This window comes from Antarctobacter albus (genome assembly GCF_900101505.1).
GTDB classification, from domain to species: domain Bacteria; phylum Pseudomonadota; class Alphaproteobacteria; order Rhodobacterales; family Rhodobacteraceae; genus Antarctobacter; species Antarctobacter albus.
Map to the genome: position 1 here is coordinate 55,557 of NZ_FMZI01000008.1, position 26,421 is coordinate 81,977.

Here is a 26,421-nt window from a genome sequence, read left to right on the forward strand (position 1 = left end):
CCGCATCGCGGCGTTCTGGCTGAACGGGAGCCAGAGCCGGCATTTCACTACCGGTCCGGCATACAGTAAAACATGTATGTCCGTTAACCTTTTTCTGTCGCGTTCTCGGATATGGGCGCCAGCGGGAAAGGACGTTGCGAGGGGGACGGTCTTGAGGGCACAAAGGGACGGACCCTTGCCACGCCGAAAGAAAGGCCCGACCGGGATGCCAGAAGATCACCCGCCTTCCGTCGCTGCTGTCCCGCTGCCCTACGCCTTTGCGCGCGATCATGGCGTGGCGCTGGAGGGCGGGCGCGTGGTTGCGGGGCCGGGGGCCTCGGTGATGGGCTTGCGCGAGGCTCAGCGCCGCGCGGGACTGAACGCGCCGCTTGACCGAGAGGATGCAACGGGCTTCGAGGCGGTGCTGGCGCGGCTCTACCATTCCGGCGCCCGCGAGGGCGAGGTGCAAGGCGTGACCTTCGATCTTGTCGATACCGCCACCGATAAGCGCGGCCGCGACCTTCTGGAGGATGCCGAGGAAGCGCCTGTGATCCAGTTGGTAAACCAGCTCTTGCGGCAGGCGGTTCTGGACGGCGCTTCCGACCTGCATATCGAACCGCACGAGGGCGGGTTGCGGGCGCGGATGCGCCTGGACGGGTTCCTGAAAACCGTGATGGACCGCGCCGACGTGCCTGTGAAACGCGTGGTTTCGCGGCTCAAGGTCATGGCAGGGCTGGACATCGCCGAAACCCGCCTGCCGCAGGACGGGCGCATCCCGCTGCGCCTGGGCGGGCGGATGATCGACACGCGGGTCAGTTCACTGCCCGGCAACTACGGCGAACGCATCGTTCTGCGGATCCTCGACCGGGCGGCGGGGCTGATGCCGCTGGACCGATTAGGGCTGGACGCGGGTCAGATCGCCTTGCTGGAACGGCTGGCCGCCACGCCCAACGGGATCATCCTGGCCACCGGGCCGACGGGCGCGGGCAAGACGACAACGCTTTATTCCCTGCTGAAACTGGCCGACCGCGAGGAACGCAATATCGTCACGGTCGAGGACCCGATCGAATACGACCTGACCGGCATCAGCCAGACCCAGATCAACGCCGAAATCGGCATGAGCTTTGCCGCCGGGCTGCGCGCCACGCTGCGGCAGGACCCGGACGTGATCCTGGTGGGCGAGATCCGCGACACCGAAACCGCCAGCACGGCCGCGCAGGCGGCGCTGACCGGGCACCTGGTGTTTTCATCGCTGCACGCCAACAGTTCCGTGGCCGCCGTGGTGCGGCTGCGCGACCTGGGGCTGGAAAACTTCCTGATCGCCGCCACCCTGCGCGGGGTCATTGCGCAGCGGCTCTTGCGCCGGCTCTGCCCCGACTGCCGCAGGTCGCACGCGCCGTCCTCCAGCGAGGCGGCACAGTTCGACCGCGCGGACCTGCCCCTGCCCACGGCTTTGCACGATGCGCAGGGCTGCGACGCCTGCAACGGCACCGGCTATGCCGGGCGCCTTGGCATCTTCGAAATCCTCGAAGTGGGCGAGGACCTGCGCGAGGCGATCAATCACGGCGCGGGGGAAGGCGCACTCTGGCAACAGGCACTGCCTCCGCGTGACAGATTGATTGGTCAGGCTTTGCGGGCCGTATCCGCCGGGCAAACCAGCCTGGCAGAGGCGCTGCGCGTGGTCGGGGACGGCGTGTGAGGGCCTTTGCCTATACCGCCTACACGGCCGAGGGGCGGCGCAAGTCCGGCACGCTGGTGGCAGAGACAGAGGCTCATGCCTCAGACCAGCTCAAGGCGCAGGGGCTTTATGTTTCCGAACTGACGGCGCGGACACGCGGTGCGCGGGGGCCGTTGCTGGGCCGGGCGCGGCTGTCGCGCGACCTGCAGGCGGTGTTCACCCGCCAGATGGCGGTTCTGCTTGGGGCCGAAATGGCCGTGGACGCGGCGCTGGGCACGCTGAAAAGCGCCGGCAGCACGGCGGCGCTGGACCTGGTGGTGGCGCGCGCGCAGGCCGCCCTGCTGGAAGGAGAGCCGCTGTCGCGGGCGCTGGAGCACAGCGGCGCGGGCTTTCCCCGCTATTACCTCGCCGCCGTGCAGGCAGGTGAAAGGGCAGGGGAATTGTCCAGCGTCTTCAACAGCCTGGCCGACCACCTTGAGACCGCCCGCAGCGACCGGGCGCAGCTGGGATCGGCCCTTGTCTACCCGGCCTTCGTGGCTGTCGTCTCCGTTTTGGTGGCCGGGGTGCTTTTCGTGACCGTCGCGCCCGAGATCGTGGCGCTCTTTGAAACCTCGGGCCGCCCCTTGCCCGACCTGACGCGTGTCATGATGGGCTTTGCCCGCTGGGTCGAAGGGCAGTGGCCGCTGCTGACCGCCGTTGCGCTGGGGATTTTGGGGCTGGCGCTGATGAGTGGGCGCATCGCCGCCCTGCGAGAGAGGCGGGACAGGTTGTTGCTGCGCCTGCCGCTGGTGGGCGGGCTGATCCGGCAGGCGGCGGCGGTGCAATACCTGCGCACGCTGGCGCTGGTGTTGGAGGCACGCCACACGGTGCCCATCGCGGTGGACAGCGCCGGATCGGTCCTGACCATCACCCGGTTCCGCATCGAGGCGGACCAGGTCGCCACGGCGGTCCGTGCCGGGGAATCCCTGTCCGATGCGCTTGCGGCGCTCAGTTTCGTGCCACCCGTTGCACGCCAGCTGATCGGCGCCGGAGAGGTCTCGGCCCGGCTGGCGCGGATGGCGGGGCGTGCGGCGGCCTTGGTCGAAAACGGCCTGTCGACCCGGCGCAAGAGGATCGCGGCGCTGATGGAACCGGCGCTGATGATGGTGGTGGGGGCAATGGTGCTGGTGATCGTCCTGTCGGTTCTCCTGCCGATCTTCGATCTGCAGACCCTGGTCGCCCCGTGAGCCCGGATCCACGGTTGTTGCTGAAATGCCCTTTGGGTGATGCCTAAACTCTTCGGCACAACAGGCTGGTGTGGTTAACCTTTTGATCATCGGTTGTCGGGGCTGGGGTGGATTCGCCTCTGCTTGTGTCGCCAGAAAGTCGCACATCGCGCCTCGCTTGCCGGAATCCACCCGGTCGCCAGTACGGCAGCCTTTCCCGACGTAATCCGCTCGGCTACGCAAGTGTCAGAACAGATCGGTCAGCCGTGATCCAAGCTGCGCCCTGCTCCGGGCGCCTGGCACTGGCAAGGCCGATACGAGACGAGGGGAAACACGGTATGTCGGCGATTCAGCGGGTTCTTGGGGTTGGTCTGCTCTGGCTCATGGCGGCCCTGGCGCCAGCGGCGGCGCAGGCACAACCGACATTCGACACCGAGTTTTCGCCCTCGACCATCGGTCCCGGCGGTGTTTCGGACCTGACATTCACGATCACCAACGGCGGCGCAACGCCGGTGACCGACCTCGCCTTCACCGCCGTTCTTCCGGCCTCGGTGACGCTTGTCGGCTCTGCCTCTGACGATGGCACCTGTGCCATCGGAACTCTGAGCGCGCCGGACGGAGGCGGGACGGTCTCGCTTTCGGATACCTCCATCGGCACCTTTGCCAGCTGCACGATCACCGTCAGCGTCACGTCCAGCGTCCCGGGCGCACACACGCTTCCGGCCATCACCCTGTCCTCCTCGGTTGGCAGCTCGATGTCGCTGGCGACCGACCTGACGGTCGACAGCGCGCGCCCCGGCTTCAGCAAAAGCCTGTCGCCCAGCACGGTGGACATCGGCCAGACCACGACTGTCACCTATACGATCGACAACAGCTTGAACGCCGCCGCGCTGTCGTTCATGGCTTTCAACGAGACGCTTCCGTCGGGACTTGAGGTCGCCTACCCGGCCAATGCAACATCGACCTGCAACGCCGCCAGCCCCCCATTGGTCACGGCATCGTCGGGGAGCGGCAGCATCGCCCTGAGCACGGGCAGCGTGGGAGCGAATTCCACCTGTACCGTGACCGTAGATCTGCTGGCAACCGGCGCCGGCGAATTCGAACTGAGGTCAAGCGAACTGACCTACTCTAGCGGTTTCAGCTCCTTCAGCGCGGGTTTCAGCCACGATATCCTGACAGTGACCGCGCCTGCGGGCGTGGGTGTGGTCAAGTCCTTCGCCGTCGACCCGGTGGCCCCCGGCGGCAGCACCACCCTGGACTTCACGCTGACCAACTATGACCGCTTCGACACCGCCACCGGCATCACCTTCACCGATGACCTCGACGCGATGCTGAGCGGCGCGGTCGCCTCCGGCCTGCCCTCGGCGCCCTGTGGCGCCGGGTCTTCGTTCAGCGGCAGTGGCCTGCTGACCCTCACCGGCGGCACGCTGGCCCCCGGTGCCTCCTGCAGTTTCAGTGTCACGGTGGACGTGCCGGGCGGGGCGGCGCCGGGCACCTATGTGAACACCACCAGCGCAGCGACCGCGTCGATCGGCGGCGTCCCCAGCGTCGGCACGGCGCTCGGCGAGGACACGCTGACGGTCGAGGCGCTCCCTGCGGTGCTGCCCCCGGTCCTGACCAAGGTTTTCCAGAGCGACCCGCTGCTGCCGAATTCCACGGTCGATGTGGTCTACACCTTGACCAACCCCAACGGCGGCAGCGCGCTCAGCGGCCTGGGATTCACGGATGACAACAGCAACCTGCTGAACTCGGAGCCGGCACAGGCCATCGGCCTGGGCAACGCGGTCGGGATTCTGGGCGCCGGACTCGCGGTTCCGGGCGATTGCACCGGACAGCTCAGCTCGATCCCGAATTCGACCCTGCCTTCGCCGCCGTTTCCGGCTCTGCCCTCTGCGGGTTTCGTCTACACCGGCGGCAGCCTTGCCGCCGGGGCAAGCTGTTCCTTCACGATCACCTACAACACCGGCTCCGCGCTGAGCAATGGCACCTATTCCGCGCCGAGCATGGAGATCCTGTCGAACGAGGCAGCCGCTGGCGACCCGGCGCTGGCCTCCTTTACCTGGGGCGCGGGTGACGTGCAGCTTTCGCTCTCCAAGGTGTTCCAGGACGACACCGCCGTGACCGGCGCGGTCGTCAACATCGACTTCACCCTGACCAACGGTGAACAGACCGCCACCGACATCAGCTTTTCCGACGACCTCGACGCCTTCCTGAGCGGCACCACCCCTGCCTTGGTGGTCAGCAACGGATGCGGGTTCAGCTCGATCGCCGGCACATCCACTGTCACATTCACCGGCGGGTCCGTTGCGATCAACGACAGCTGTACCACCACCATCGCCGTGACGCTGGGGGCCGGGGCGGACGGCACCTATACCAACACCACCAGCGACCTGACCGCGAACATCGACGGCGCCGGTGCGGCCCTTCTGCTGAACACCCCGGCTTCGGACAGCATCGACGTGACCGGCGCGGACAGCCAGCTGCCGCTCTTCGAGGTCGCCTTTCCGGACGGTCCGGCCATCGCGGGTGAAACCGTCACCTTGCGGTACACGATCACCAACCCCAACGTCACCAGCCCGGCAGGCGATGTCACCTCCATCGCCTTCGGCCACAACCTTGCCGTTATCCTGCCCGGATCGCCGGACGTGACGGCCAACCTGACCCCGGTCAGCGACACCTGCGGCGGCACGCTGGCGGGATCGGCAACCGTCCTCAGCTACAGCAATGGCACCGTGGCGGCGGGCGCCACCTGCACGATCGAACTGGACGTACTGGTCCCCGCAGGCACCGCTGACGGCAGCTACAACGCCGTGACCGACAACCTGGTGTCGAGCCTCGGCGTGACCGGCATCGCAGCCACCCAGCTCGAGGTGCAGAACGAGCGGATCGGCCTTTCCAAGAGCTTTGCCGACGATCCGGTTGCACCCGGCGAACAGGTCACGCTGGAATTTACCGTGACGAACCTCGATACGACGCGCGTCGCCAGCTCGGTCGCCTTTACCGACGACCTTGGCGCGATGCTCACCGGGACGCTTTATGACAGCACGCTGTCCAACACCTGCGGCGCCACCCTGACCGGCACGGGCACCTCGCTGGTCGATGTATCGGACATTTCGCTCGCCGCCGGGTCCAGCTGCACCATCGGACTGGCGGTCACCGTGCCCGCAGCGGCCACGCCGCTGAGCACGGCGGTCAACACCACCAGCGGCGCTACGGGCACAATCGCGGGCCTGAACGTCACCGGCTCGGCGGCCACCGACACGCTGAGCATCGGTGCCGGGCTGGCGCTGGGCTTTGCCAAGTCCTTCGACGATGACACCGTTGCAGGCGGCAGCGCGGTCCTGACCTTCGACATCGTCAACAGCAGCGCGGTCGGCGCGTCCAATGTATCGTTCTCGGATGACCTCGACGCCATGCTGTCCGGCGCGACGGCGACCGGGATGTCGGCCAGCGCCGCTTGCGGCAGCGGCAGTTTCACCGGCACCTCGATCCTGACCTTCTCGGGGGGCAGCATCGACGCGGGGCAAACCTGTACTCTGACCGCCACCATCAACGTGCCCGCAGCGACCGCGCCCGGCACCTATACCAACACCTCCAGCCAGCTTTTCGTCGGCGGCATCGCCACGTCGCTGCCTGCCTCGGCAGATCTCGACGTTCAGCCCGCCCCGACCTTTGCCAAGTCCTTTGCACCGGACACGGTTTTCGTGTCGCAAGCCTCGACGCTGACCTTCACCATCGACAACAGCGCCTCGACCCTCGCGGCAAGCAGCCTCGACTTCACCGACAACCTGCCCGCCGGGCTCGTGGTGGCCGCCACGCCCAATGCCTCGACCACCTGTACCGGCGGCACGCTGACCGCCACCGGCGGCAGCGGGACGATCACCTATACCGGCGGCACCGTTTCCGCTGGCGCGACCTGTACCGTCTCTGTCGACGTCGCGCCCACGACGGCGGGCGCGCATGTCAACACCAGCGGCGACCTGACCTCTAGCAGCGGCAATTCCGGCCCCGCGTCGGACACGCTGACGGCCGAGCCGCAGCCCCTCTTTGACAAGAGCTTTGCCGCCAGCGCCATCGCGCTGAGCCAGACCACGACGATGACCCTGACCATCGACAACAGCGGCGCATCGCTGGCGGCGACCGGCCTGGACGTCACCGACAACCTCCCCGCGGGGATGCTGGTTGCCGTGCCCGCCAATGCCGCGACCACCTGTACCGGCGGCACCCTCACCGCCACGCAAGGGACGGGCACGGTCAGCTATTCCGGCGGCACCGTCGCCGGCGGGGCCACCTGTACCGTCACGGTCGACGTGCTGGCCACCGCGGTTGGTTCTGTCGCGAATGTGACCGGCGACCTGACCTCTTCGGCCGGCAATTCCGGCAACGCGGGTGCAAACCTGACCATCGTGCCGCAGCCCGGTTTCGACAAGGAATTCACCCCCGGCCTGATTGCCGACGGTTTCTCGACCACGCTGGTCTTCGAGATCGACAACAGCCAGTCGATCCTGGCCGCCACGGCGCTGGACTTCACCGACAACCTGCCCGCCGGGACCGAGGTCGCGGCGACGCCCAATGCCTCGACCACCTGTACCGGTGGCACGATTACCGCCACCGGCGGCAGCGGGACCATCTCCTATACCGGCGGCACGGTCGCCGCCTCGTCGATCTGTACGGTCCAGGTGGACGTGACCGCGACCACCACCGGCCTGCTGAACAACATCTCGGGGGATCTAACCTCCAGCCTGGGCAACTCGGGCAGTGCCTCGGACGCGCTGGCCGTTGTGCCGCCGCCCGCCTTTACCAAGGTCTTTGCTCCGGACACCCTGGGTGCGGGCCAGGTCAGCACGCTGACCTTCACCATCGACAATGACCGCCCGGCGACGCTGGACGCCACCGGCCTGACCTTCACCGACAACCTTCCGGCGGGCATGGTCGTCGCCTCCAGCCCGAATGTCGTGAACAATTGTTCTGGCACCGTGACCGCCAACGCGGGCAGCGGGTCGATTTCGCTGACCGGCGGCCAGCAGCTGGCGGGCGGTGCCTGTACCATCGCGGTCGACGTGGTTGCGGCCGCGGCCGGCAACTACACCAACACCAGCGGCGACCTGACCTCTTCGATGGGCAATTCCGGCCCGGCGACCGATGTCCTCTTCGTGATGCCGCAACCCGTCTTCGCCAAGAGCTTCGCCGACCCCGCCATCGCGCTGGGCTTTGAAACCACGCTGACCTTCACCATCGACAACAGCCCCTCGATCATCGACGCCACGGCGCTGGATTTCACCGACAACCTGCCCGCGGGCGTGCAGGTCGCGGCGACGCCGGCGGCCTCGACCACCTGTACCGGAGGCACCATCACCGCCACGGGCGGCGCGGGCACGATCAGCTACAGCGGCGGATCCATTGCCGCCGGGGCCACCTGTACCGTCGCGGTGAACGTGACCGGCACGGCAGTGGGCGCCCAGGTGAACACCAGCGGTGACCTGACCTCCTCGCTGGGCAACTCGGGCACCGCGAACGCGACCCTGACCGTCGTGCCGCAGCCCGTCTTCACCAAGGTCTTTGCCCCCGACACGATCAACCTGGGCCAGTCCTCGACCCTGACCTTCACCATCGACAACAGCGGTTCCATCCTTGACGCCAGCGGGCTCGATTTCACCGATCCGCTGCCGGCGGACCTGGTGGTGGCGGCGACGCCCAATGCCTCGACCACCTGTACCGGCGGCACGCTGACCGCGACTGCCGGGGCCTCCAGCATCAGCTACACCGGCGGCACCGTCCCGGCGCCGACCACCTGTACCGTCAGCGTCGACGTGACCCCCGCGACCGCCGGGGACTTCGTGAACACCACGGGCGACCTGACCTCGGTGCTGGGCAACTCCGGCACCGCCGCCGACACGCTGACCGTGATCACCCCCGAGATCGGGCTGAGCGGCTCCATCGGCGGCGCCGTGGCCGACGGCGGCACCCTTGACCAGGGCACGCTGGACGCGGGCACGCAGCAGAGCCTTGTCCTGACCGTCTCGAACACCGGCACCGATGCCCTTACGCTGGCTGCCGCGCCTGTGATCTCGGGCGAAACCAACGTGGTGGTGGACAGCGTCACCGGGCCGCTTGCAACCACCGTGCCGATCGGCGGCGATACCACGATCACCATTCTCTACACGCCCGCCACGGCGATCCAGACCGATCCGACCACGACGCTGCCGTTCAGCTTTGACCTCTCGCTGGGCAATGACGACGTGGACGAGGCGCCCTATGACATCACCGTCTCGGGCACCGCGCAGGACGTTACCGCACCCACCGGCTATACCGTGGCCTTCGATCAGGATCCGGTAAACATCGCCAACCAGGCGGCGGTCAGCTTTAGCTTCGCGGCGGCCGAAGTGGGGGCGGACTATGCCTATACCATCACCTCCGATGGCGGCGCCGGCAGCGTGACCGGCAGCGGCACAATCGTATCGGCGACCGACACGATCACCGGCATCGACGTCAGCAGCCTGCCGGACGGCGCGCTGACCCTGACCGTGGTCCTGACCGACGCGGCCACCAATGTCGGCCCCGATGCCACCGACACGACGACCAAGGACGCAACCGCGCCCACCGCCCTGGCCATCGACACGCCGCTGGCCGGTGACGGTGTGGTCAACGCCGCCGAGGCCGCCTCGGTGACGGTCTCCGGCGGGTCGGTCGATCTGCCGAACGGCACCGTCGTCAGCGTCGCCGTCTCCGATGGCGCCGCGGGCGTCGTCTCGGGAACCGCGACCATCACGGGCAATGCCTGGTCCCTCACGCTGGATCTTTCGGGGCTGGCGGACGGACCGTTGACCGTGACCGCGGATGCCTCCGACCCGGCAGGCAACCCGGCGCCCCAGGCCTCCATCTCGGCGAGCAAGGACACGGGCATTCCGACCGTCACCATCGACACGCCCATCGCGGGCGATGACGTCGTCAACACCGCCGAGGCAGGGGCCTTCACCGTCTCCGGCACGGCGACGGGCGTGGTCGACGGCACCATCGTGCGCCTGATCCTGCGCGATACCGGCGGCGCGGCGGTTTACTACCGCGAGGCTGCGGTCAACGGCGGCACCTACAGCCTGAGCTTCGACATCTCGGCCCTGGCCGACGGCGACTATGACCTCTCCGCCGATGTCACGGACGCGGCGGGCAACCCGGCGGTTCCTGCCGTGACCACGATCACCAAGGACGGGCTGGCCCCCTCGATCGAGATCCAGGACCCCGATCCCACCGTGGCCGACAGCCTCTATGCCAACGCGGTGAACGCCGCCGAGGCGGCGGCATTCACCGCCTCCGGCGTCGCCCTGAACGCGGCGGACGCGGTGCAGGTGGTCATCACCGCCACCGATGGCGCGGCGGGCTCCGTCTCCGTCACCACAGGCCTGACCGCCGGTCCCGGCGCCTTCCACAGCTGGTCCGGCGCGCTCGACCTTTCCGGGCTGGCGGACGGCACCATCACCCTGACCGCCGAGGTCACCGACAGCTCTGGCAACAGTTCTTCGGCGACGACCGCCTTCCTCAAGGATACGACCGCCCCGGCGGGCTATTCCGGGAGCTTTGACCAGGACCCGGTGAACATCGCCAACCAAGCCGCGATCGGCTTTACCTTTGCCGATGCAGAGGTCGGGCCGGGCGTGACAGGGACGGATGTCACCTTTGACTACACCATCACCTCCGATGGCGGCGGCACGCCGGTCACCGGGTCCGGCACGATCACCAGCGCGACCCAGCAGGTGACGGGCCTTGACCTCTCCGGCCTGGCGGACGGCACCCTGACGCTGAGCGTCACGCTGACCGACTTCAAGGGCAACACCGGCGGGGCCGCGACGGCAACCGCGACCAAGGATACCAATGCCCCGGTCCTGGCCATCGACACCCCGATCGAGGGCGATGACGTGATCAACGCCGCCGAGGCGGCAACGGTCGTGATCTCCGGCACCTCCAGCGACCTGCCCGACGGCGCCGACGTGGCCATCGCGGTCACCGATGCCGCCAGCGGCAGCGTCACCGGCACGGCCAGCGTCACCGGCGGCACATGGTCCCTCACGCTGGACCTGACCAGCCTCTCCGATGGCGCGCTCAGCGTCACCGCCGACGCCACCGACCCGGCAGGAAACCCCGCGCCGCAGGCCACCGCCAGCGCATCCAAGGACACGGTTGCGCCCTCGGGCTACACCGCCACGCTGGATGACGATCCGGTCAATGTTGCCAACGAGACCGCCACCGGCTTTACCTTCGCCGGGGCCGAGGTCGGGGCGACCTATGCCTTCACCATCACCTCGGACGGCGGCGGCGCGCCTGTCACCGGCACCGGCACCATCGCCACGGCGACGGACCAGGTCACCGGGCTGGATCTCAGCGGGCTGAGCGACGGCACCCTGACCTTGACCGTCGCCCTGACCGACCCGGCGGGCAATACCGGCCTCGACGCCACGGACGAGGCGCTCAAGGATGCCACCGCGCCCGAGCTGACCATCGACATCCCGCTGACGGCTGACGGCGTGATCAACGTGGCAGAGGCCGGCGCGGTTGTCGTCTCGGGCACCTCGACCGGGCTGGCCGATGGCGCGCCGGTTTCGGTCGCGGTCGGCGATGGCGGCACCAGCGTCACCGGCACCGCAACCATAAGTGCCGGCACCTGGACCATGACGCTGGATCTTTCCGGCCTCTCCGACGGGGGCCTGACCCTTACGGCAGATGCCTCGGACGCCGCCGGCAACCCGGCGCCGCAGGCCACGGCCACGGCCACCAAGGACGCCACCGCGCCCGCCGGCTATGCCGTGACCTTCGACCAGGACCCGGTGAACAACACCAACCAGGCGGCTGTCGGCTTTACCTTCGCCGGGGCCGAAGTGGGCGCCACCTTCACCTATGCCATCACCTCGGACGGCGGCGGTACGCCCATCACCGGCACCGGCACCATCGCCACGGCGACGGACCAGGTCGCCGGGCTGGACCTCAGCGGGCTGAACGACGGCACCCTGACCCTGACCGTCGCCCTGACCGACCCGGCGGGCAACACCGGCCTCGACGCCACGGATACCGCTGTCAAGGACGCCCAGATCCCGACCGCCACCCTGGCCGGACCGCTGGAGGCACAGGCCGATCCCTTCCCGGTGACGCTGACCTTCTCCGAGGACGTGACGGGCTTTGCCCTGACCTCGGTCCAGATCACCAACGGCACGGCGTCTCTGCTGACCGGCAGCGGTGCGGATTACGGCTTTACCGTCACGCCGGACCACGACGGCCCGGTGGAAATCTCGGTCGATGCGGGCGCCGCGGCGGATGCGGCGGGCAACCTCGCCACCGCGGCCGCGCCGATCACCGTGACCGCCGACCTGACCGGCACACCGAACCCAACCCCGCTGCCCGATGCGGATGGCGACGGCATCCCGGACCTGTTCGAAACCGGCGACCGTGACGGCGATGGCATCCCCGATGACCAGGACTTCGACCCGCAGGGCTATTTCTACTGCGAGGATGACGGCCGTATCATCCCGGGCGGCGGGTTCACCGTCACCGGGCCATCGGGGTCCAACAGCACGCTGGGCACCACGAACTTCATCAACATCACCCGGGACGGATCGACGGGCGAACTCCAGTGGTTCGCGCTGCGCCCCGGCACCTATAGCATGTCGCTGGTCTATCCGACCGCCGTCGGTATCCCCAGCACCACGCGCACCTCTTCGGGCACGCTGGACCTGACGTCGCTCTTGCCGTCGAACCCCGGGGTCATCGGCTCGTCCGAGGACGGCGCGACCGGCTTCCTGGCGGACACCTCGCTGGCGGCCAACCCGGCGTTCTACACCAGCTTCGTGATCGAACCGGGGGATCCCTATGTCATCGGCAACAACATCCCGATGACCCAATGCGCCGAAAACGCGGTCACGCTGAGCGCGGCCACCGATGGTGCAGAGGCCAATACCGGCACCCCCACCGACGTGACCTTCACCCTGACGCAGGCGCGTGTCTCGACCCAGGATACGGTGGTCAGCTACAGCGTCGGCGGAACCGCCACCTCGGGCGCGGATTTCACCGCGCTGTCGGGAACGGCGACGATCCCGGCAGGCGCCCTCTCGGTCACCATCACCGTTCCGGTGCTGGAAGACGGCGACATCGAAGGCCCGGAAACCGTTGTCCTGACGGTCAACGGCCTGGTCTCGGGGGACCTGACGACCCTGCTGGGCAGCACGCTGACCCAGACCGCGACCATCGCCGACGATGACTTTGCGGATATCGCCGTGACCAATGTCGATCTCACCACCAACGAGGGTGGCGGCGACGATGCCACCATGACCTTCGTCCTGCTGGGGGCGCCGACCGCGCCGGTCACGCTCAGCTTTGCGGGCGACAACCAGTGTACGGTCGCCCCGGCCACGATCACCTTCACCGCGGCCAACTACGCCACGCCGCAGGCGCTGACGATCCGGGCCATCGACGACGAAAAGGTCGAAGGGACGCACAGTTGTCAGCCCACGGCCACCGTGGCCTCGGTGGATACGCGCTATGACGGTGCGCCTCTGCCGCTGGCCGCCGTGACCATCACCGACGACCTTGTCGACCAGATCCGCGAACCGCTGACGGAAATCCTCGAGGATGACCTGTCAGAAACCATCGACACCCAGTCGCGGGCCTTCAGCCGCATGGCAAAAGGCGCTCTGGATCGGCTGCAGGCGGGCCGTGACCTGCCCTGTGGTACGCTTCAGGCCTTTGACGTCGACGGCAGCATCCAGATCCAGGATGCCACCGGCAACGCGCACGGCACCTTCGGCAGCGATCGCTACAACTGTGCCTCCGGCAGCCGAGAGATCCTCGACGGGACCTTCTCGCTGAACAAGACCGAGGACACGGGCGTGCAGGCTCTGCTGCAGTTCGCCTGGCAGAAGGAACGCTTCACCAGCGACACCTCCATCGCGGGCTACTTCCTGGGCGGCTATTACAGCCGGACGGATGTCCGCGGGCTGGGGGACGGCTTGATCGACGGGTTCGGTGTCAACGGCGGTGTCTACGGTGCCCGCGGCTTTGGACAGGGTCTCTTCCTGGACTACTACATGGCCGGGGCCGCCGGACGGCACAGTTTCGACATCAACTTTGACGCGGCCACCGCGCCGATCAACGCAACCGGCGACTACAGCTACCTGGCCGGTTTCGCGGGTATCGGCATCTCGGGGCAGCGCGAATTCGACGGCTTCGTGATGAAACCGCGCGTCGGCCTCGACCTGGCCTATGCACGGGCAGGGGACGCGGATGTGACGGCCCGCCAGATGGGCCTGACCCACACCGGCGCGATCCGGCTGGATGACTTCCAGGGCGCCCGCGCCACGGCGGAAATCCGCTTCGAAAGCCTGGGCGCGCCCGGCGGGGCAGAGGCCTTGGCCGACCAGATGCGCACCGCCTTCACGCCGCGCCTGTCCTGTACCCTGTCCTCCTACGAGGACGAGGCGGACTGTGGCCTGGGCCTGGCCTTGGCCGTGGAACGCCGGGATGTCGCCAACGGTCTAACCTGGGGGCTGGAGGTGGATGTCGAGCAGATCGACGAAACCCGCCGGTTCACCTTCAACATCAAGCGCGAGCGCCCGATTGCCAATGGTCTCGGCTCGGTGGTGACGCGGCTCTCGATGCCGGCGCAGCAGACACTGCAACTGGAACACGGGCTGCAGCTGGACTTCTGAGGAAGGACGGTCCGATCAGCGACCTGATCAGGAAACGGCCCGGCGGTCATCGCCGGGCCGTTTTCAGTTCTCGAAACAGGTGGCGCGGCCGTCCTGCGCGATCAGCGCGGCACCGTCCATGATCGCCTGTGCACGCCGGTTGAGCGCGGCACTGGGCCGATCCGCCGCGCGCGCCTTGGGGTTCGGCAGGACAGCGGCCAGAAGGGCCGCCTGCCGCGGGCTCAGGTCTCTTGGCGCCACGCCGAAATAGTGTCGCGCCGCCGCGTCCACGCCAAAGACCCCCTCGTCGAACTCGGCCACGTTCAGGTAGACCTCGAGGATACGCCGCTTGGGCCAGAGCGCCTCGACCAGCGGGGTCATCAGAGCCTCCAGCGCCTTGCGGAGATAACTGCGCGCCTGCCAGAGGTAGACGTTCTTGACCACCTGCTGGGATATCGTGCTGCCGCCGCGCCGCGCGCCATCCTCGATTGCAGCACGGATCGCGCCCATGTCGAACCCCCAGTGGGTGCAGAAGTTCGCGTCCTCCGCCGCCACGGCAGAGCGCAGCATCACCGGCGCGATGCCGTCCACATCGACCCAGGTGCGTTCCACCCCGCCCAGACGCCTCGCCTCGGACCAGATGGTATGGGTGACGGGCGGGTTGATGACCCGGAACAGCAGCACCACCAGCACCGCGAGCACCGTCGCGCCCAGCAACGCCCGCAAGAGCCAGCGCCGCAGAAAGGCCAGCGGGCGGGGGCGTTGCACCGCCTTGCCCTTCGTCTTGCGCTTGCGCGCCGGTTTCTTCGCCTTGGTCGCCATGCCTGATCTCTACCCCAGCGGCGCGGCGGCGCCAATCTCCGGAAAGCGGGGGCTCTGCCCCCGTCGCGCCAGGGCGCGACTCCCCCGAGGTATTTTCGAAACCAAAGAAGCCCGGGCGCACCTCCTGCCCTTCTTTGGTTTTCCAAGTACCTCGGGGGTCCGGGGGCAGCGCCCCCGGTCCGACCTTGCCAAGACGGAAAAGGGCCCGGTCGATGTGACCGGGCCCCTTCGTGACCGTTCCCCTGTCGCCTTATTCCGCCGGCACCGCGAGGTCGCCCTCGATCCCCAGCGGATGAGAGATCTTGTTCAGCATCTCCTTCGGGCAGACCTGCACGAAATGATCCTTTTCCAGGTCCCAGTTCTGCAGGATGTCCTTGCCCTTGCGGCTCGCGGTTTCCTCGACGTGGCGCTCGATAAGGCCTTTCAGCTGGTCTTCCCAGGCGGTCACGGTGACCGGGCAGGTGACGAGGCTTTCCATGTTCATCATCTGCCGCGCCGTGCCCTCGGGGTCGTAGATATAGGCCATGCCCCCGGTCATCCCGGCGCCGAAGTTGGCCCCGATGCTGCCCAGGATCACCGCGACGCCACCGGTCATGTATTCACAGCCGTTCGAGCCGCAGCCCTCGATCACCACCTTGGCGCCCGAGTTGCGCACCGCGAAACGTTCGCCCGCGCGGCCCGCCGCGAAGAGGTGCCCGTCGGTGGCGCCGTAAAGCACCGTGTTGCCGATGATCGTGTTCTCGGCCGCGTTCAGCGGCGAGACCAGCGGCGGACGCACGACGATCAGACCGCCCGACAGGCCCTTGCCGACATAGTCGTTGGCATCGCCCGAAACCTCGATCTTGAGGCCCGGCGCCGCGAAGGCGCCCAGCGACTGGCCGGCGCTGCCAGTCAGCTTGACGTGCAGGTGGTTCGGCTGCAGTGCGTTGCGCATCCCGAATTTCTGCACGATGTGGCTGCTGACGCGGGTGCCCACGGTGCGGTGCGTGTTCATCACCGCGTAGGACAGCTGCATCTTTTCGCCGTCTTCCAGGAAGCGCTGACCGTCCCGCACGATTTCCGCGTCCAGCGTGTCGCGCACCGGGTTGCGGGGCTTGTTGCGGTCGTAGACGATGTCATCCGACCCGTCGACACGGATCAGCAGCGGGTTCAGGTCCAGGTCGTCCAGGTGGTCCGACCCGCGGCTGACCTGGCTCAGCAGGTCGGCCCGGCCGATCACCTCGTCCAGCGAACGTGCGCCGATCTCGGCGAGGATTTCCCGCACTTCCTGCGCGTAGAAGGTGATCAGGTTCACCACCTTGTCGGCATTGCCGGTGAACTTGGCGCGCAGGGATTCGTCCTGGGTGCAGACGCCCACCGGGCAGGTGTTCGACTGGCACTGGCGCACCATGATACAGCCCATCGCGATCAGCGCGGCGGTGCCGATGCCGTATTCCTCGGCGCCCATCATGGCGGCCATGACGATGTCCCGGCCGGTCCGCAGGCCGCCGTCCGTGCGCAGCGTGATCCGCTCGCGCAGGTTGTTCATCGCCAAGACCTGGTGTGCCTCGGTCAGACCCATTTCCCAGGGCAGGCCGGCATATTTGATCGAGGTGGCAGGGCTGGCGCCCGTGCCGCCGTTGTGCCCCGAGATCAGGATCACGTCGGCCTCGGCCTTGGCCACGCCGGCGGCAATGGTGCCCACGCCCGACGACGCAACCAGCTTGACCGTCACCTTGCAGCGCGGGTTGATCTGCTTGAGGTCGTAGATCAACTGCGCAAGGTCCTCGATCGAGTAGATGTCGTGGTGCGGCGGCGGCGAGATCAGCGTCACGCCCTTGGTCGAATGCCGCAGCCGCGCGATCAGGTCGGTGACCTTCATGCCGGGCAGCTGGCCACCCTCACCGGGCTTGGCGCCCTGGGCCACCTTGATTTCAAGCTCTTCGCAGTGGTTCAGGTACTCGGCGGTGACGCCAAAGCGGCCCGATGCCACCTGCTTGATCTTGGCGCTGGGGTTGTCGCCGTTGGGCTCGGGCACGAAATGCGCCGGATCTTCGCCGCCTTCGCCACTGTCCGACTTGGCGCCGATGCGGTTCATGGCCACGTTGAGCGTCTTGTGCGCCTCGGGGCTCAGCGCGCCCAGAGACATGCCCGGCGTCACGAACCGCTTGCGGATCGAGGTGATGCTTTCGACCTCTTCGATCGGCAGCGCCTTGCCCAGCGGCTTGATCGCCAGCAGGTCGCGCAGGTGGATCGGCGGGTTCGACTGCATCGCGTTCGAATACTGCTTCCACATCTCGTAAGAGGCGCGGTCGCAGGCGGCCTGCATCAGGTGCATGGTCTGCGCGCCCCAGGCGTGGGTCTCGCCGGATTTCCGCGCCTTGTAGAAACCGCCGATGGGCAGCACGTCCTGGCCGCGCTCAAAGGCCAGCGCGTGGATCTGCTCCGCCTTGTGCTGGATGCCGCTGACCCCGATGCCCGAGATGCGCGAGATCATGCCGGGGAAGTATTCCGCGCACATGGCACGGCTCAGCCCCACGGCCTCGAAGTTCAGGCCGCCGCGATAGGAAGAGATGACCGAGATGCCCATCTTTGACATGATTTTCAGCAGGCCCTGGTCGATGGCTTCGCGGTAGCGGGCCACCGCCTCGGTCAGGGTCATGTCCAGAAGGCCGCGGTTGATGCGGTCCGCCAGGCTGTCCTCGGCCAGATAGGCGTTCACGATGGTGGCGCCGGCCCCGATCAGCACCGCGAAGTAATGCGGGTCGATGCATTCCGCCGAGCGCACGTTGAGCGAGCAGAAGGTCCGCAGCCCCTTGCGCGTCAGGTGGCTGTGCACCGCGCTGGTGGCCAGGATCATCGGCATCGCGACCCGGCCCGGACCGCTGTGCTCGTCGGTCAGGATCAGGTGGCCCGAGCCCGAGCGCACCGCGTCCTCGGCCTCGGCCCGGATGCGGGCCAGGCCCTCGCGCAGGGCGCCTTCACCGGCGGCAAAGGTACAGTCGATCTCTGTGCAGGGCGCGTTGAAATGGTTCTTCAGCTCGTCGAACTGCGCGTTGCCGACAAAGGGGCTGTCCAGCACCAGGATCTCGGTCTGGCTGCTGTCCTCGTCCAGCACGTTCTTGAGGTTGCCGAAGCGGGTCTTGAGGCTCATGACCCGGAATTCGCGCAAGCTGTCAATCGGCGGGTTCGTCACCTGGCTGAAGTTCTGGCGGAAGTAGTGGCTCAGCGGCCGGTACTTCTTGGACAGGACCGCCGAGGGCGTGTCATCACCCATCGAGGCCAGCGTTTCCTTGGCGTCCTCGGCCATCGGCGCCAGGATCTGTTCCAGCTCCTCGACGGTGTAACCTGCCGCGATCTGGCGGCGGCGCAATTCGGCGCCCTCGAAAAGCGGCTTTTCCGTAACGGCGGCCAGCGGCTCGTCCAGTTCGGTGATCTTGCCGACCCAGTCGCCAAAAGGCTGCGCGGCGGCCAGTTTGTCCTTGATCTCGACGTCGTGGTAGAGCTTGCCCTCTTTCATGTCGACGGCGATCAACTGGCCCGGTCCCAGCGCGCCCTTTTCGCGCGCCGTCGCCTCGTCCGTCGGCACCATGCCGATTTCCGAGCCTGCGATCAGCATCCCGTCGCCGGTCACGACATAGCGCATCGGGCGCAGACCGTTGCGGTCCAGCCCGCCACAGACCCAGCGGCCATCGGTCATCGCCAGTGCCGCGGGGCCGTCCCAGGGCTCCATCACCGAGTTGCAGTAGGAATACATGTCACGCCAGGCCTGCGGGAGTTCCACCGCCTGCTTGGACCAGCTTTCCGGCACCAGCATCGTCTTGGCCATCGGCGCGTTGCGCCCGGCGCGCACCAGCACCTCGAACACCGCGTCCAGCGCCGCCGAGTCCGACGAGCCATTGGGCACGATCGGCTTGATGTCCTCGGCCATGTCCCCGAAGGCGCCCGAGGCCATCCGGATCTCGTGGCTCTTCATCCAGTTGGTGTTGCCCTTGAGCGTGTTGATCTCGCCGTTGTGGGCCAGCATCCGGAACGGCTGCGCCAGCCACCACTGCGGGAAGGTGTTGGTCGAATAGCGCTGGTGGTAGATCGCGAAGGCCGATTCAAACCGCTCGTCCTGGAGGTCGGGATAGAATTCCGCGACCTGCTCGGCCAGCATCATGCCCTTGTAGATGATCGACCGGCAGGACAGCGAGGCGATGTACAGCTGGGTGATCCCCGCCGCTGCCGCCGCCTTCTCGATCCGGCGCCGGATCACGTAAAGCTCGCGCTCAAAGGTCTCCTCGTCCACGCCCTTGGCGTTCGAGATGATGATCTGCTCGATCTCGGGGCGGGTCGCGTTGGCCTTTTCACCCAGGCAGTCGACGTTCACCGGGACGTGGCGCCAGCCATAGATGTAGTGGCCCATGCGCAGGACCTCGGTCTCCACGATCGTCCGGCAGGCTTCCTGGGCGCCGAAGTTGGTGCGCGGCAGAAAGACCTGGCCCACGGCCATCATCTCGTCGCGGCGCGGCGTGTGGCCGGTGCGCAGCACCTGGTCGTAAAAGAAGGGAGCCGGGATCTGGACGTGGATGCCCGCGCCGTCGCCGGTCTTGCCATCGGCGTCCACGGCACCCCGGTGCCAGATCGCCTTGAGCGCGGTGATCCCCGCCTCGACGACGCGCCGCGACGGTTTCCCGTCCAGGTTCACGACAAGGCCCACGCCGCAAGAGCTGTGCTCTTCGCTCTCGTGGTACATGCCGTTTTCGCTCATCCACTTGCGCTTGGCTTCCTCGGCCCGCACCCAGTCGGCATCGTATTTGGTCATGGCTCAAGCCCTCCGTTCATGGACCGCACGTCGCGGCCCGGCATCGCTGTGATGGCCTGCGTCCCGGTGACGGGGGCGGGCCGAAAGTCTTTCAGTCCGTCTGTTCGGCAAGAACGCCGAATTTCGCGTGGCACTCGGCCCGCGTCATCAACTTGCGCCCGGCCTGGCCCTCGTAGGCAAAGCTGTCGGGTTTCACGTCGATGTAGATCTCGTTCGTCATCTCGAAACCGTCGGCCTCGTCAAAGACGCCGATGGGCAGTTCCAGGTCGCCGGAGTAGGCGGATTCCATCGTCACCCGGAAAAACATCCCCGAGCCACAGCGCGTGCAGAACCCGCGTTCCGCCCAGTCGCTGGACTGGATGCGGCCCAGGTGGGTTTCATCCTCCCAGGTCACGTTTTCCAGCGGCACGGTCACGCCGATCAGCGCCGAGCCGGTCCAGCGGCGGCACATCTCGCAGTGACAGGCCCCGGCCTGCGCCGGCACATCGCGCGCGGTGAACCGGACCGCGCCGCACATGCAGCCCCCGCTGCGCGCGCTCATGCCCGGTCCTCCGCTGTGCTGGTGCCAAGCGGGTGACCCCAACCCGGCTCAACCCCCTCCAGGCCGCTCATCAGGTCGCAGTCGTGGCGCGGATAGATGCCACGGAACCCCTGTTCGCCGGGATAGATGAACTCCACCGGGCTGCGGTCGCGTGCGTTGGCCTGGCGCTCGTCCTCCGTGACGTCGGCGGCAAAGCCCGCAAAGAACCGCTTGTGCTTGTCCGAGACGTATTCGCGCCCCCGGACATGTTCGATCACCCGCCCCGAGGCATCGCGGCGCGTCATCTCGAACTCGGTCCGGTACAGCTTTTCGCCGTCGATCTCGATTTCGCCGATGATCCGGTCGAACCCGGTGACACGGGTCGGCCCGTCGAGCGTCGACCGCTGGGTGAAATCGAAACTGTCGATGCCGTTTTCGACCAGCTCGGAGATGCTGCCGGGATCGGGGATCGGGCGCACCGTCCGGGTGCGGGTCGGATCGTCGGGCGGGCCGCTTTCGATCCACTGGCCGTCATCGTCGATGCGGCTGGTGAAATAGGGACCGGCCTCGCCGAAATCGGTGCGGAACCGGTGATCCGGGTCGATCTGCGGGCAGACATAGTGGTTGGTCACGACGCAGCTGCGGGATTGCACCGTCAGGTAGGTCTCGCAGCCCTCGGGCGGGGTGAACAGCCCGCCCTGGGCCTGGACCGCGCCGGCCCCGCCCAGCAGCGCAAGCGCCGCCAGACCGGCGCAAAGCGCGGTCGAGCCTTTACCCCTGGTCAATCTTTCGAGCCACATGAGACAGCCTTTCTGACCCATTCCGGCGCCGCCTGCGCCTTGGTTAACCAACCCTTGCCTGTTTGTACAAAATGCTGGAAACGCTGTACGTTTTGTACAAAACGTACAGACCGTCCCGGTCATTCCGCGGCGACAGCTCCCTTGGAGTTCAGGTCCTGCAACACGGCCTCGACACAGTCGCGCCCGTCGCGGATCGCCCAGACCACCAGGCTTGCGCCGCGCACGATGTCGCCGATGGCATAGACGCCGGGCAGGGCGGTGCGGCCGCTGGTGAACTCTGCCTTGATGGTGCCCCAGCGGGTCACTTCCAGCTCGGGGCAGCCCCAGAGTGTCGGCAGTTCCTCGGGCTCGAAGCCGAGCGCCTTGATGACCAGGTCTGCGGGCTCGTCGTAGTCCGATCCCTCGATCACCTCGGGGCGCTGGCGGCCGGTGGCGTCCGGTGCGCCCAGGCGCATCTTCTCGACCACCACGGCATTGACCGGCTCACCCTTGAAGCCCTTGGGCGCGGTCAGCCATTCGAAGACCACACCTTCTTCCTCGGCGTTCTGCGTCTCGCGCTGGCTCCCTGGCATGTTGGCCCGGTCGCGGCGATACAGGCATTTGACGCTGGTGGCGCCCTGGCGGATCGCGGTGCGGACACAGTCCATCGCCGTGTCGCCGCCGCCGATCACGACAACCTTCTTGCCCTTGGCGTTCAGCTCGCCGCTTTCGAATTCCGGCACGCTGTCGCCAAAGTTCGACGCGCGGTTCGAGGCGGTCAGGTAGTCGATCGCCTTGACGATGCCCTTGGCACCCGCGCCCGGGCCGCCCAGGTCACGCGACTTGTAGACGCCGGTTGCGATGATGACCGCATCATGTTGTGCGCGAATTTCCTCGAACGACAGGTCTTCGCCCACGTTGCAGTTCATCACAAAGCGCACGCCGCCCTCTTCGAGCTGCTTGTTGCGGCGCATCACAATGTCCTTTTCCAGCTTGAAGCCGGGGATGCCATAGGTCAGCAGCCCGCCCGAGCGGTCGTAGCGGTCGTAGACGGTGACCTGTACGCCGGCGCGGCGCAGCATGTCCGCCGCCGCCAGCCCGCCGGGGCCGGCGCCGATGATGCCGACGCTTTCGGAGCGTTCCTGCGCCGGGGTCACGGGCTTGACCCAGCCTTCTTCCCAGGCGGTATCGGTGATGTACTTCTCGACCGAGCCGATGGTCACCGTGCCGTGACCCGACTGTTCGATCACGCAGTTGCCTTCGCACAGGCGGTCCTGGGGGCAGATGCGGCCGCAGATCTCGGGGAAGGTGTTGGTGGCCTGGCTGACCTCATAGGCCTCCTGAAGGCGGCCCGTGGCGGTCAGGCGCAGCCAGTCGGGGATATTGTTGTGCAGCGGGCAGTGGCTCTGGCAATAGGGCACGCCGCACTGGCTGCAGCGCGCGGCCTGTTCCTTGGCCTTCGCATCGGCGTATTCCGCATAGATCTCGTCGAAATCCGTCCGGCGCTCCGCGGCCTCCCGCTTGACCGGCATCTCCCGCCCCACGGACACAAATTTCAGCATCGGCTGCTTCGCCATTCATCCACCCTTTGCAGGTAATCCCTAGATCGTCCGCGCCTCCTTACAGAAGCTTGGCTTGGAATGAAAGTCAGTTATGCTGACCTATATCCAGAATATTCCCGTTTTTGACGTCTCAAAACCACATGCGGCTGCCAAAAATAGGTCCAAATCGGACCCAAATTGCCACTTTCGGCTCTGAAACAAGGAGTTATACCAAGGCGCGTAGCTTTGATTGGACCCCGACAATGGCTTTCACGCAACTGCTGATTCTCGCCCTGATACAGGGGGTTACCGAATTCCTTCCGATCTCGTCCTCGGGCCACCTGATTCTCTTGCCGAACCTGACGGGGATGCAGGACCAGGGCCAGGTGATCGACGTGGCCGTTCACGTGGGAACCTTGCTGGCCGTCATCCTCTACTTCCGAGCCGACGTTAAGGATGCAGCCAAGGGCACGCTGCGGCTCATGACGGGGCGCATGGACACGCCGGGCGCGCGCCTCGCCTTTCTGCTGCTTGTGGCCACCATCCCGGTGATCCTCTTCGGACTGGCGCTCAAGCTCTCGGGGCTGGACGACATGCTGCGCTCGACGGCGGTGATCGGGTGGACCATGCTTGTCTTCGGTCTTGTCCTCTACTGGGCGGACATGAAAGGGGCGCAGGACAAGGCGGACAGCGACTGGAACCTGCGGGATGCCATCATCATGGGGCTGTGGCAGGCCGTGGCCTTGATCCCGGGCACCTCGCGGTCCGGCATCACCATCACCGCGGCGCGCCATCTGGGCTACAACCGGCACGACGGCGCCAAGCTGGCCATGTTGATGTCGATCCCGACGATCATGGCGTCTGCCGCGTTGCTGGGGGCCGAGGTCATCGCGACCGCCGATGCCCAGGCCGCGCGTGATGGTGCGATTGCGGCGGCGCTGGCGTTTCTGTCGGCGCTGGGGGCGCTCTGGCTGATGATGCGGCTCCTGCGCTCTGTCAGCTTTACACCCTATGTCATCTATCGGGTGATCCTGGGGCTGATCCTGCTCTGGATCGCCTACGCCTGAACGTCACACCCGGTGATAAGGCGCCCCCGCCTGGATCGAGGCGGCGCGGTATAGCTGTTCGGCCAGCATGACCCGCACCAGCATGTGTGGCCAGACCATCCGACCAAAGGACATCAGGTCCTGCGCCTCGGCCCGCAGGGCGGGGTCGATTCCGTCGGCGCCACCGATGACAAAGGCCAGGTCCTGAGCGCCACCATCTCGCCAGTCTGCCAGTTTTCCGGAAAACTCGGGCGAGGACCAGATGTGGCCGCGCTCATCCAGCGCGCAGATCCGTGCACCCGAGGGGATCGCGCGGCGCAACAGAGCGGCCTCACCCGCCATGCCGCCGCCCTTGCGGTCCTCGACCTCGATCACTTGCGCCGGGCCAAGGCCCAGCGCCCGGCCCGTGCGGTCGAAACGTGTCAGGTAATCATCGACAAGCGCCTTTTCCGGCCCCTTCCGGAGCCGGCCAACCACGCAAAGATGTACGCGCACCGTTCAGGCCTGGTTGCCTGCCACCGGAGCCCACATCTTTTCCAGCTGGTAGAACTCACGCACCTCGGGGCGGAAGAGATGGACAACCACGTCCCCCGCGTCGATGAGCACCCAGTCCCCGGTATCCTTGCCCTCCATCGTGGAGAGAACACCGAAGCGCTGCTTGAGTTCATCTGCCAGCTTTTCCGACAGCGCCGCGACCTGGCGCGACGAACGGCCGGTGGCGATGACCATGTAATCGCACACCGAGGATTTGCCGTGCAGGTCGATCTGCACGATATCCTCTGCCTTGTTGTCGGAGAGTGTTTCGAGCACTGCCGCGAGAATGCCCTCGGCGGTCGGTTCGCTCTGTGTCATGGCCGAAATGCCCCGGCCTTGATCAGCGGCATGCGCCGCAAGTGTCGTCGAAGACAGGACAATGTCCTCCTGTGTCGCTACGCGCCCCCCAAGCCCGGGCGCATGGGCATGCTTTAAAGATAGCATCGGAAATGTAAATTCTCAATGTCGCGTGGCAGAGGGGCAGGGGACAGGGGGCGTATCTGCCCGTGCCTTCAGCGTTTTCAGGTAGCGGCCAACGGGTTGTGGGCGCAACAGGGGTCGCGCCTGACCACCGTTTTCCAGGACGATATCGGCGGAAACGGGCGCATCCATGTCAGGCCCCGAGCCGTGCAGGCAAAGGCCAAAGGACATCTCCAGCGAGCCGGAGGTGCGTTCTGGCGCCTCGGTTTTCCATGTGCGGGCGCGGGCTTGTGCTGCACGCAGGCCGTCGAGGTCGGCGGGCGCGACGGCAAGAATCAGCGATCCGTCCCGTATGTCCCGGCGTTGCAGGACAAAGCTCTCGTCGAACGCGCCCTGGGCCGAAACCGCCGAGAGGGTCAGCCGCGCCGAGTCAGGGAGAAGATCCAGGCCCTCCGGCAGGTGCAGATGGATCTGGAAATCCACCGGGTCGGCGGTCAGCGGATCGACTTTGCGCAAGTCTTGCAGGGTCTGCGGTACGAGCGCCGTGCAGGCGCTCAGTAGGGCGAGGATGGGGATAAGACGAAGCACGAAGAATCTCCTCTTGTGGAATCATTTTTTATCGTTTTACATTAAGTAATGTTGGTTAAATAGCAAGCTGGACCTCGATATGACCTACCAACTTCCCCGTGCCACGCGCCGCGCCGCCCAGGTTCTGCGCGGGCTGTCCTTCATCGCGATGACGGTGCTCCTCGGGCTTGTGGCATGGGTTGCCGTCGATCCGGCGTTCCTTGTGTCCCATCGTGCCGACGCGCTTGGGCTGGACATGGGCGGGCGCACCCTCGGCTTGGCGAGCCGGATGGCGCTGGTGGCCGGAGCCTGGATTGCGTTGGGTGCCGTGTTTTACACCCTTTGGCACATGAGCCGGCTTTTTGCCTGCTACGCGGGTGACGCCGCGCTGACCCCAACGGCGGCTCACGCGCTGCGGCACATCGGTCTGGGCTTTCTCGCGCAGGCGGCAGTGGGTCTGCTGGGCCATCCGGTCGAAACACTCTTGCTGACCCTGGGGGCGCCCGCAGGGCAAAGGATGGTCTCGCTTGCCGTGTCCTCGGCTGACCTGGGTTTTGTCCTTGCGGGGGGCATGATGCTGATCGTCGGGCTGGTCACCAGCCAGGCGGTGGCGCTCCGGTCCGAGAACGAGGGATTCGTCTGATGCAGATCGTCGTGCGGCTGGACGTGATGCTGGCGCGGCGCAAGATGCGCTCGCGCGAGCTGGCCGAGCGTGTGGGCATCACCGAGCAGAACATTTCCCTGCTGAAATCCGGCAAGGTCAAGGGCATCCGTTTCGAGACGCTGGCAAAGATCTGCGAGGTTCTCGACTGTCAGCCCGGCGACCTTCTGGAGGCCCTGCCAGAAGGTGAGGCGTAGGGCGGGGTTTGCCCCGCCAC

14 protein-coding genes are annotated in these 26,421 nt (G+C 66.8%); 6 read left to right on the plus strand and 8 right to left on the minus strand.

The window, feature by feature from the left end:
* Nucleotides 1–205 precede the first annotated feature (205 nt).
* The 3 genes from BLQ71_RS14890 (at nucleotide 206) to BLQ71_RS14900 (ending at nucleotide 14,549) form a co-directional block, all read left to right on the plus strand.
* Entirely contained in the window at nucleotides 206–1,678 is a 1,473-nt protein-coding gene (locus BLQ71_RS14890; protein WP_074622292.1) for a GspE/PulE family protein, read from the plus strand.
* Complete coding sequence (locus tag BLQ71_RS14895) at nucleotides 1,675–2,883, plus strand: type II secretion system F family protein (RefSeq protein ID WP_043142456.1); 1,209 nt, start codon at nucleotides 1,675–1,677, stop codon at nucleotides 2,881–2,883. Before BLQ71_RS14890 ends, BLQ71_RS14895 begins: the two co-directional genes overlap by 4 nt.
* Nucleotides 2,884–3,200: 317 nt before the next feature.
* Nucleotides 3,201–14,549 carry a DUF7933 domain-containing protein gene (locus BLQ71_RS14900; protein WP_074622293.1) on the plus strand — a complete coding sequence of 3,783 codons (11,349 nt, stop codon included), beginning with the start codon at nucleotides 3,201–3,203 and terminating at the stop codon, nucleotides 14,547–14,549.
* Between the two features lie 63 nt (nucleotides 14,550–14,612).
* On the opposite strand, the gene mtgA is transcribed toward BLQ71_RS14900, so the two are convergent.
* The 5 genes from mtgA to BLQ71_RS14925 all read right to left on the minus strand — a co-directional run bounded on the left by mtgA (nucleotide 14,613) and on the right by BLQ71_RS14925 (nucleotide 23,012).
* Nucleotides 14,613–15,350 (minus strand): monofunctional biosynthetic peptidoglycan transglycosylase, encoded by a 738-nt coding sequence (mtgA, locus tag BLQ71_RS14905; RefSeq protein WP_074622294.1) that lies wholly within the window; start codon nucleotides 15,348–15,350, stop codon nucleotides 14,613–14,615.
* A gap of 250 nt (nucleotides 15,351–15,600) precedes the next feature.
* Nucleotides 15,601–20,136: a glutamate synthase large subunit gene (gene gltB, locus BLQ71_RS14910; RefSeq protein WP_069207936.1), complete on the minus strand. Its 4,536-nt coding sequence runs from the start codon at nucleotides 20,134–20,136 to the stop codon at nucleotides 15,601–15,603.
* A 91-nt stretch (nucleotides 20,137–20,227) separates the two neighbouring features.
* Nucleotides 20,228–20,677 carry a GFA family protein gene (locus tag BLQ71_RS14915; protein ID WP_223306213.1) on the minus strand — a complete coding sequence of 150 codons (450 nt, stop codon included), beginning with the start codon at nucleotides 20,675–20,677 and terminating at the stop codon, nucleotides 20,228–20,230.
* Nucleotides 20,674–21,441: a hypothetical protein gene (locus BLQ71_RS14920; protein ID WP_133066162.1), complete on the minus strand. Its 768-nt coding sequence runs from the start codon at nucleotides 21,439–21,441 to the stop codon at nucleotides 20,674–20,676. Before BLQ71_RS14920 ends, BLQ71_RS14915 begins: the two co-directional genes overlap by 4 nt.
* 134 nt (nucleotides 21,442–21,575) lie before the next feature.
* Entirely contained in the window at nucleotides 21,576–23,012 is a 1,437-nt protein-coding gene (locus BLQ71_RS14925) for an NAD(P)-dependent oxidoreductase (RefSeq protein ID WP_043142446.1), read from the minus strand.
* A 227-nt stretch (nucleotides 23,013–23,239) separates the two neighbouring features.
* Here BLQ71_RS14925 and BLQ71_RS14930 point away from each other — a divergent pair, with 227 nt between their 5' ends.
* Nucleotides 23,240–24,043, plus strand: coding sequence for an undecaprenyl-diphosphate phosphatase (locus BLQ71_RS14930; protein WP_043142444.1), 804 nt, complete (start codon nucleotides 23,240–23,242; stop codon nucleotides 24,041–24,043).
* Between the two features lie 3 nt (nucleotides 24,044–24,046).
* On the opposite strand, the gene rlmH is transcribed toward BLQ71_RS14930, so the two are convergent.
* From rlmH to BLQ71_RS14945, 3 genes are all read right to left on the minus strand, one after another.
* The gene (gene rlmH / locus BLQ71_RS14935) at nucleotides 24,047–24,517 is read right to left on the minus strand and encodes a 23S rRNA (pseudouridine(1915)-N(3))-methyltransferase RlmH (protein WP_069207939.1); all 471 of its coding nucleotides are present in this window, start codon (nucleotides 24,515–24,517) and stop codon (nucleotides 24,047–24,049) included.
* Between the two features lie 3 nt (nucleotides 24,518–24,520).
* Nucleotides 24,521–24,874: a ribosome silencing factor gene (gene rsfS, locus BLQ71_RS14940; RefSeq protein ID WP_043142440.1), complete on the minus strand. Its 354-nt coding sequence runs from the start codon at nucleotides 24,872–24,874 to the stop codon at nucleotides 24,521–24,523.
* A gap of 141 nt (nucleotides 24,875–25,015) precedes the next feature.
* On the minus strand, nucleotides 25,016–25,564 hold the full coding sequence (locus BLQ71_RS14945) for a hypothetical protein (RefSeq protein ID WP_088702349.1): 549 nt from the start codon (nucleotides 25,562–25,564) through the stop codon (nucleotides 25,016–25,018).
* A 79-nt stretch (nucleotides 25,565–25,643) separates the two neighbouring features.
* Between BLQ71_RS14945 and BLQ71_RS14950 the strand changes: the two genes are divergently transcribed.
* Together BLQ71_RS14950 and BLQ71_RS14955 are read left to right on the plus strand one after the other, a co-directional pair.
* Nucleotides 25,644–26,186, plus strand: a complete 543-nt coding sequence (locus BLQ71_RS14950; RefSeq protein ID WP_074622297.1) for a DUF2975 domain-containing protein — start codon at nucleotides 25,644–25,646, stop codon at nucleotides 26,184–26,186.
* Complete coding sequence (locus BLQ71_RS14955) at nucleotides 26,186–26,401, plus strand: helix-turn-helix domain-containing protein (protein WP_074622298.1); 216 nt, start codon at nucleotides 26,186–26,188, stop codon at nucleotides 26,399–26,401. The genes BLQ71_RS14950 and BLQ71_RS14955 overlap by 1 nt, the downstream gene beginning before the upstream one ends.
* Nucleotides 26,402–26,421 lie beyond the last annotated feature (20 nt).

What these genes read in the sequence shown, in the direction of transcription:
- BLQ71_RS14890 (WP_074622292.1), top strand. Translation starts at nt 206, where the DNA reads ATGCCAGAAGATCACCCGCCTTCCGTCGCTGCTGTCCCGCTGCCCTAC.
- BLQ71_RS14900 (WP_074622293.1), top strand. Translation starts at nt 3,201, where the DNA reads ATGTCGGCGATTCAGCGGGTTCTTGGGGTTGGTCTGCTCTGGCTCATG.
- mtgA (WP_074622294.1), bottom strand. Translation starts at nt 15,350, where the DNA reads ATGGCGACCAAGGCGAAGAAACCGGCGCGCAAGCGCAAGACGAAGGGC.
- gltB (WP_069207936.1), bottom strand. Translation starts at nt 20,136, where the DNA reads ATGACCAAATACGATGCCGACTGGGTGCGGGCCGAGGAAGCCAAGCGC.
- BLQ71_RS14915 (WP_223306213.1), bottom strand. Translation starts at nt 20,677, where the DNA reads ATGAGCGCGCGCAGCGGGGGCTGCATGTGCGGCGCGGTCCGGTTCACC.
- BLQ71_RS14925 (WP_043142446.1), bottom strand. Translation starts at nt 23,012, where the DNA reads ATGGCGAAGCAGCCGATGCTGAAATTTGTGTCCGTGGGGCGGGAGATG.
- BLQ71_RS14930 (WP_043142444.1), top strand. Translation starts at nt 23,240, where the DNA reads ATGGCTTTCACGCAACTGCTGATTCTCGCCCTGATACAGGGGGTTACC.
- rsfS (WP_043142440.1), bottom strand. Translation starts at nt 24,874, where the DNA reads ATGACACAGAGCGAACCGACCGCCGAGGGCATTCTCGCGGCAGTGCTC.
- BLQ71_RS14950 (WP_074622297.1), top strand. Translation starts at nt 25,644, where the DNA reads ATGACCTACCAACTTCCCCGTGCCACGCGCCGCGCCGCCCAGGTTCTG.
- BLQ71_RS14955 (WP_074622298.1), top strand. Translation starts at nt 26,186, where the DNA reads ATGCAGATCGTCGTGCGGCTGGACGTGATGCTGGCGCGGCGCAAGATG.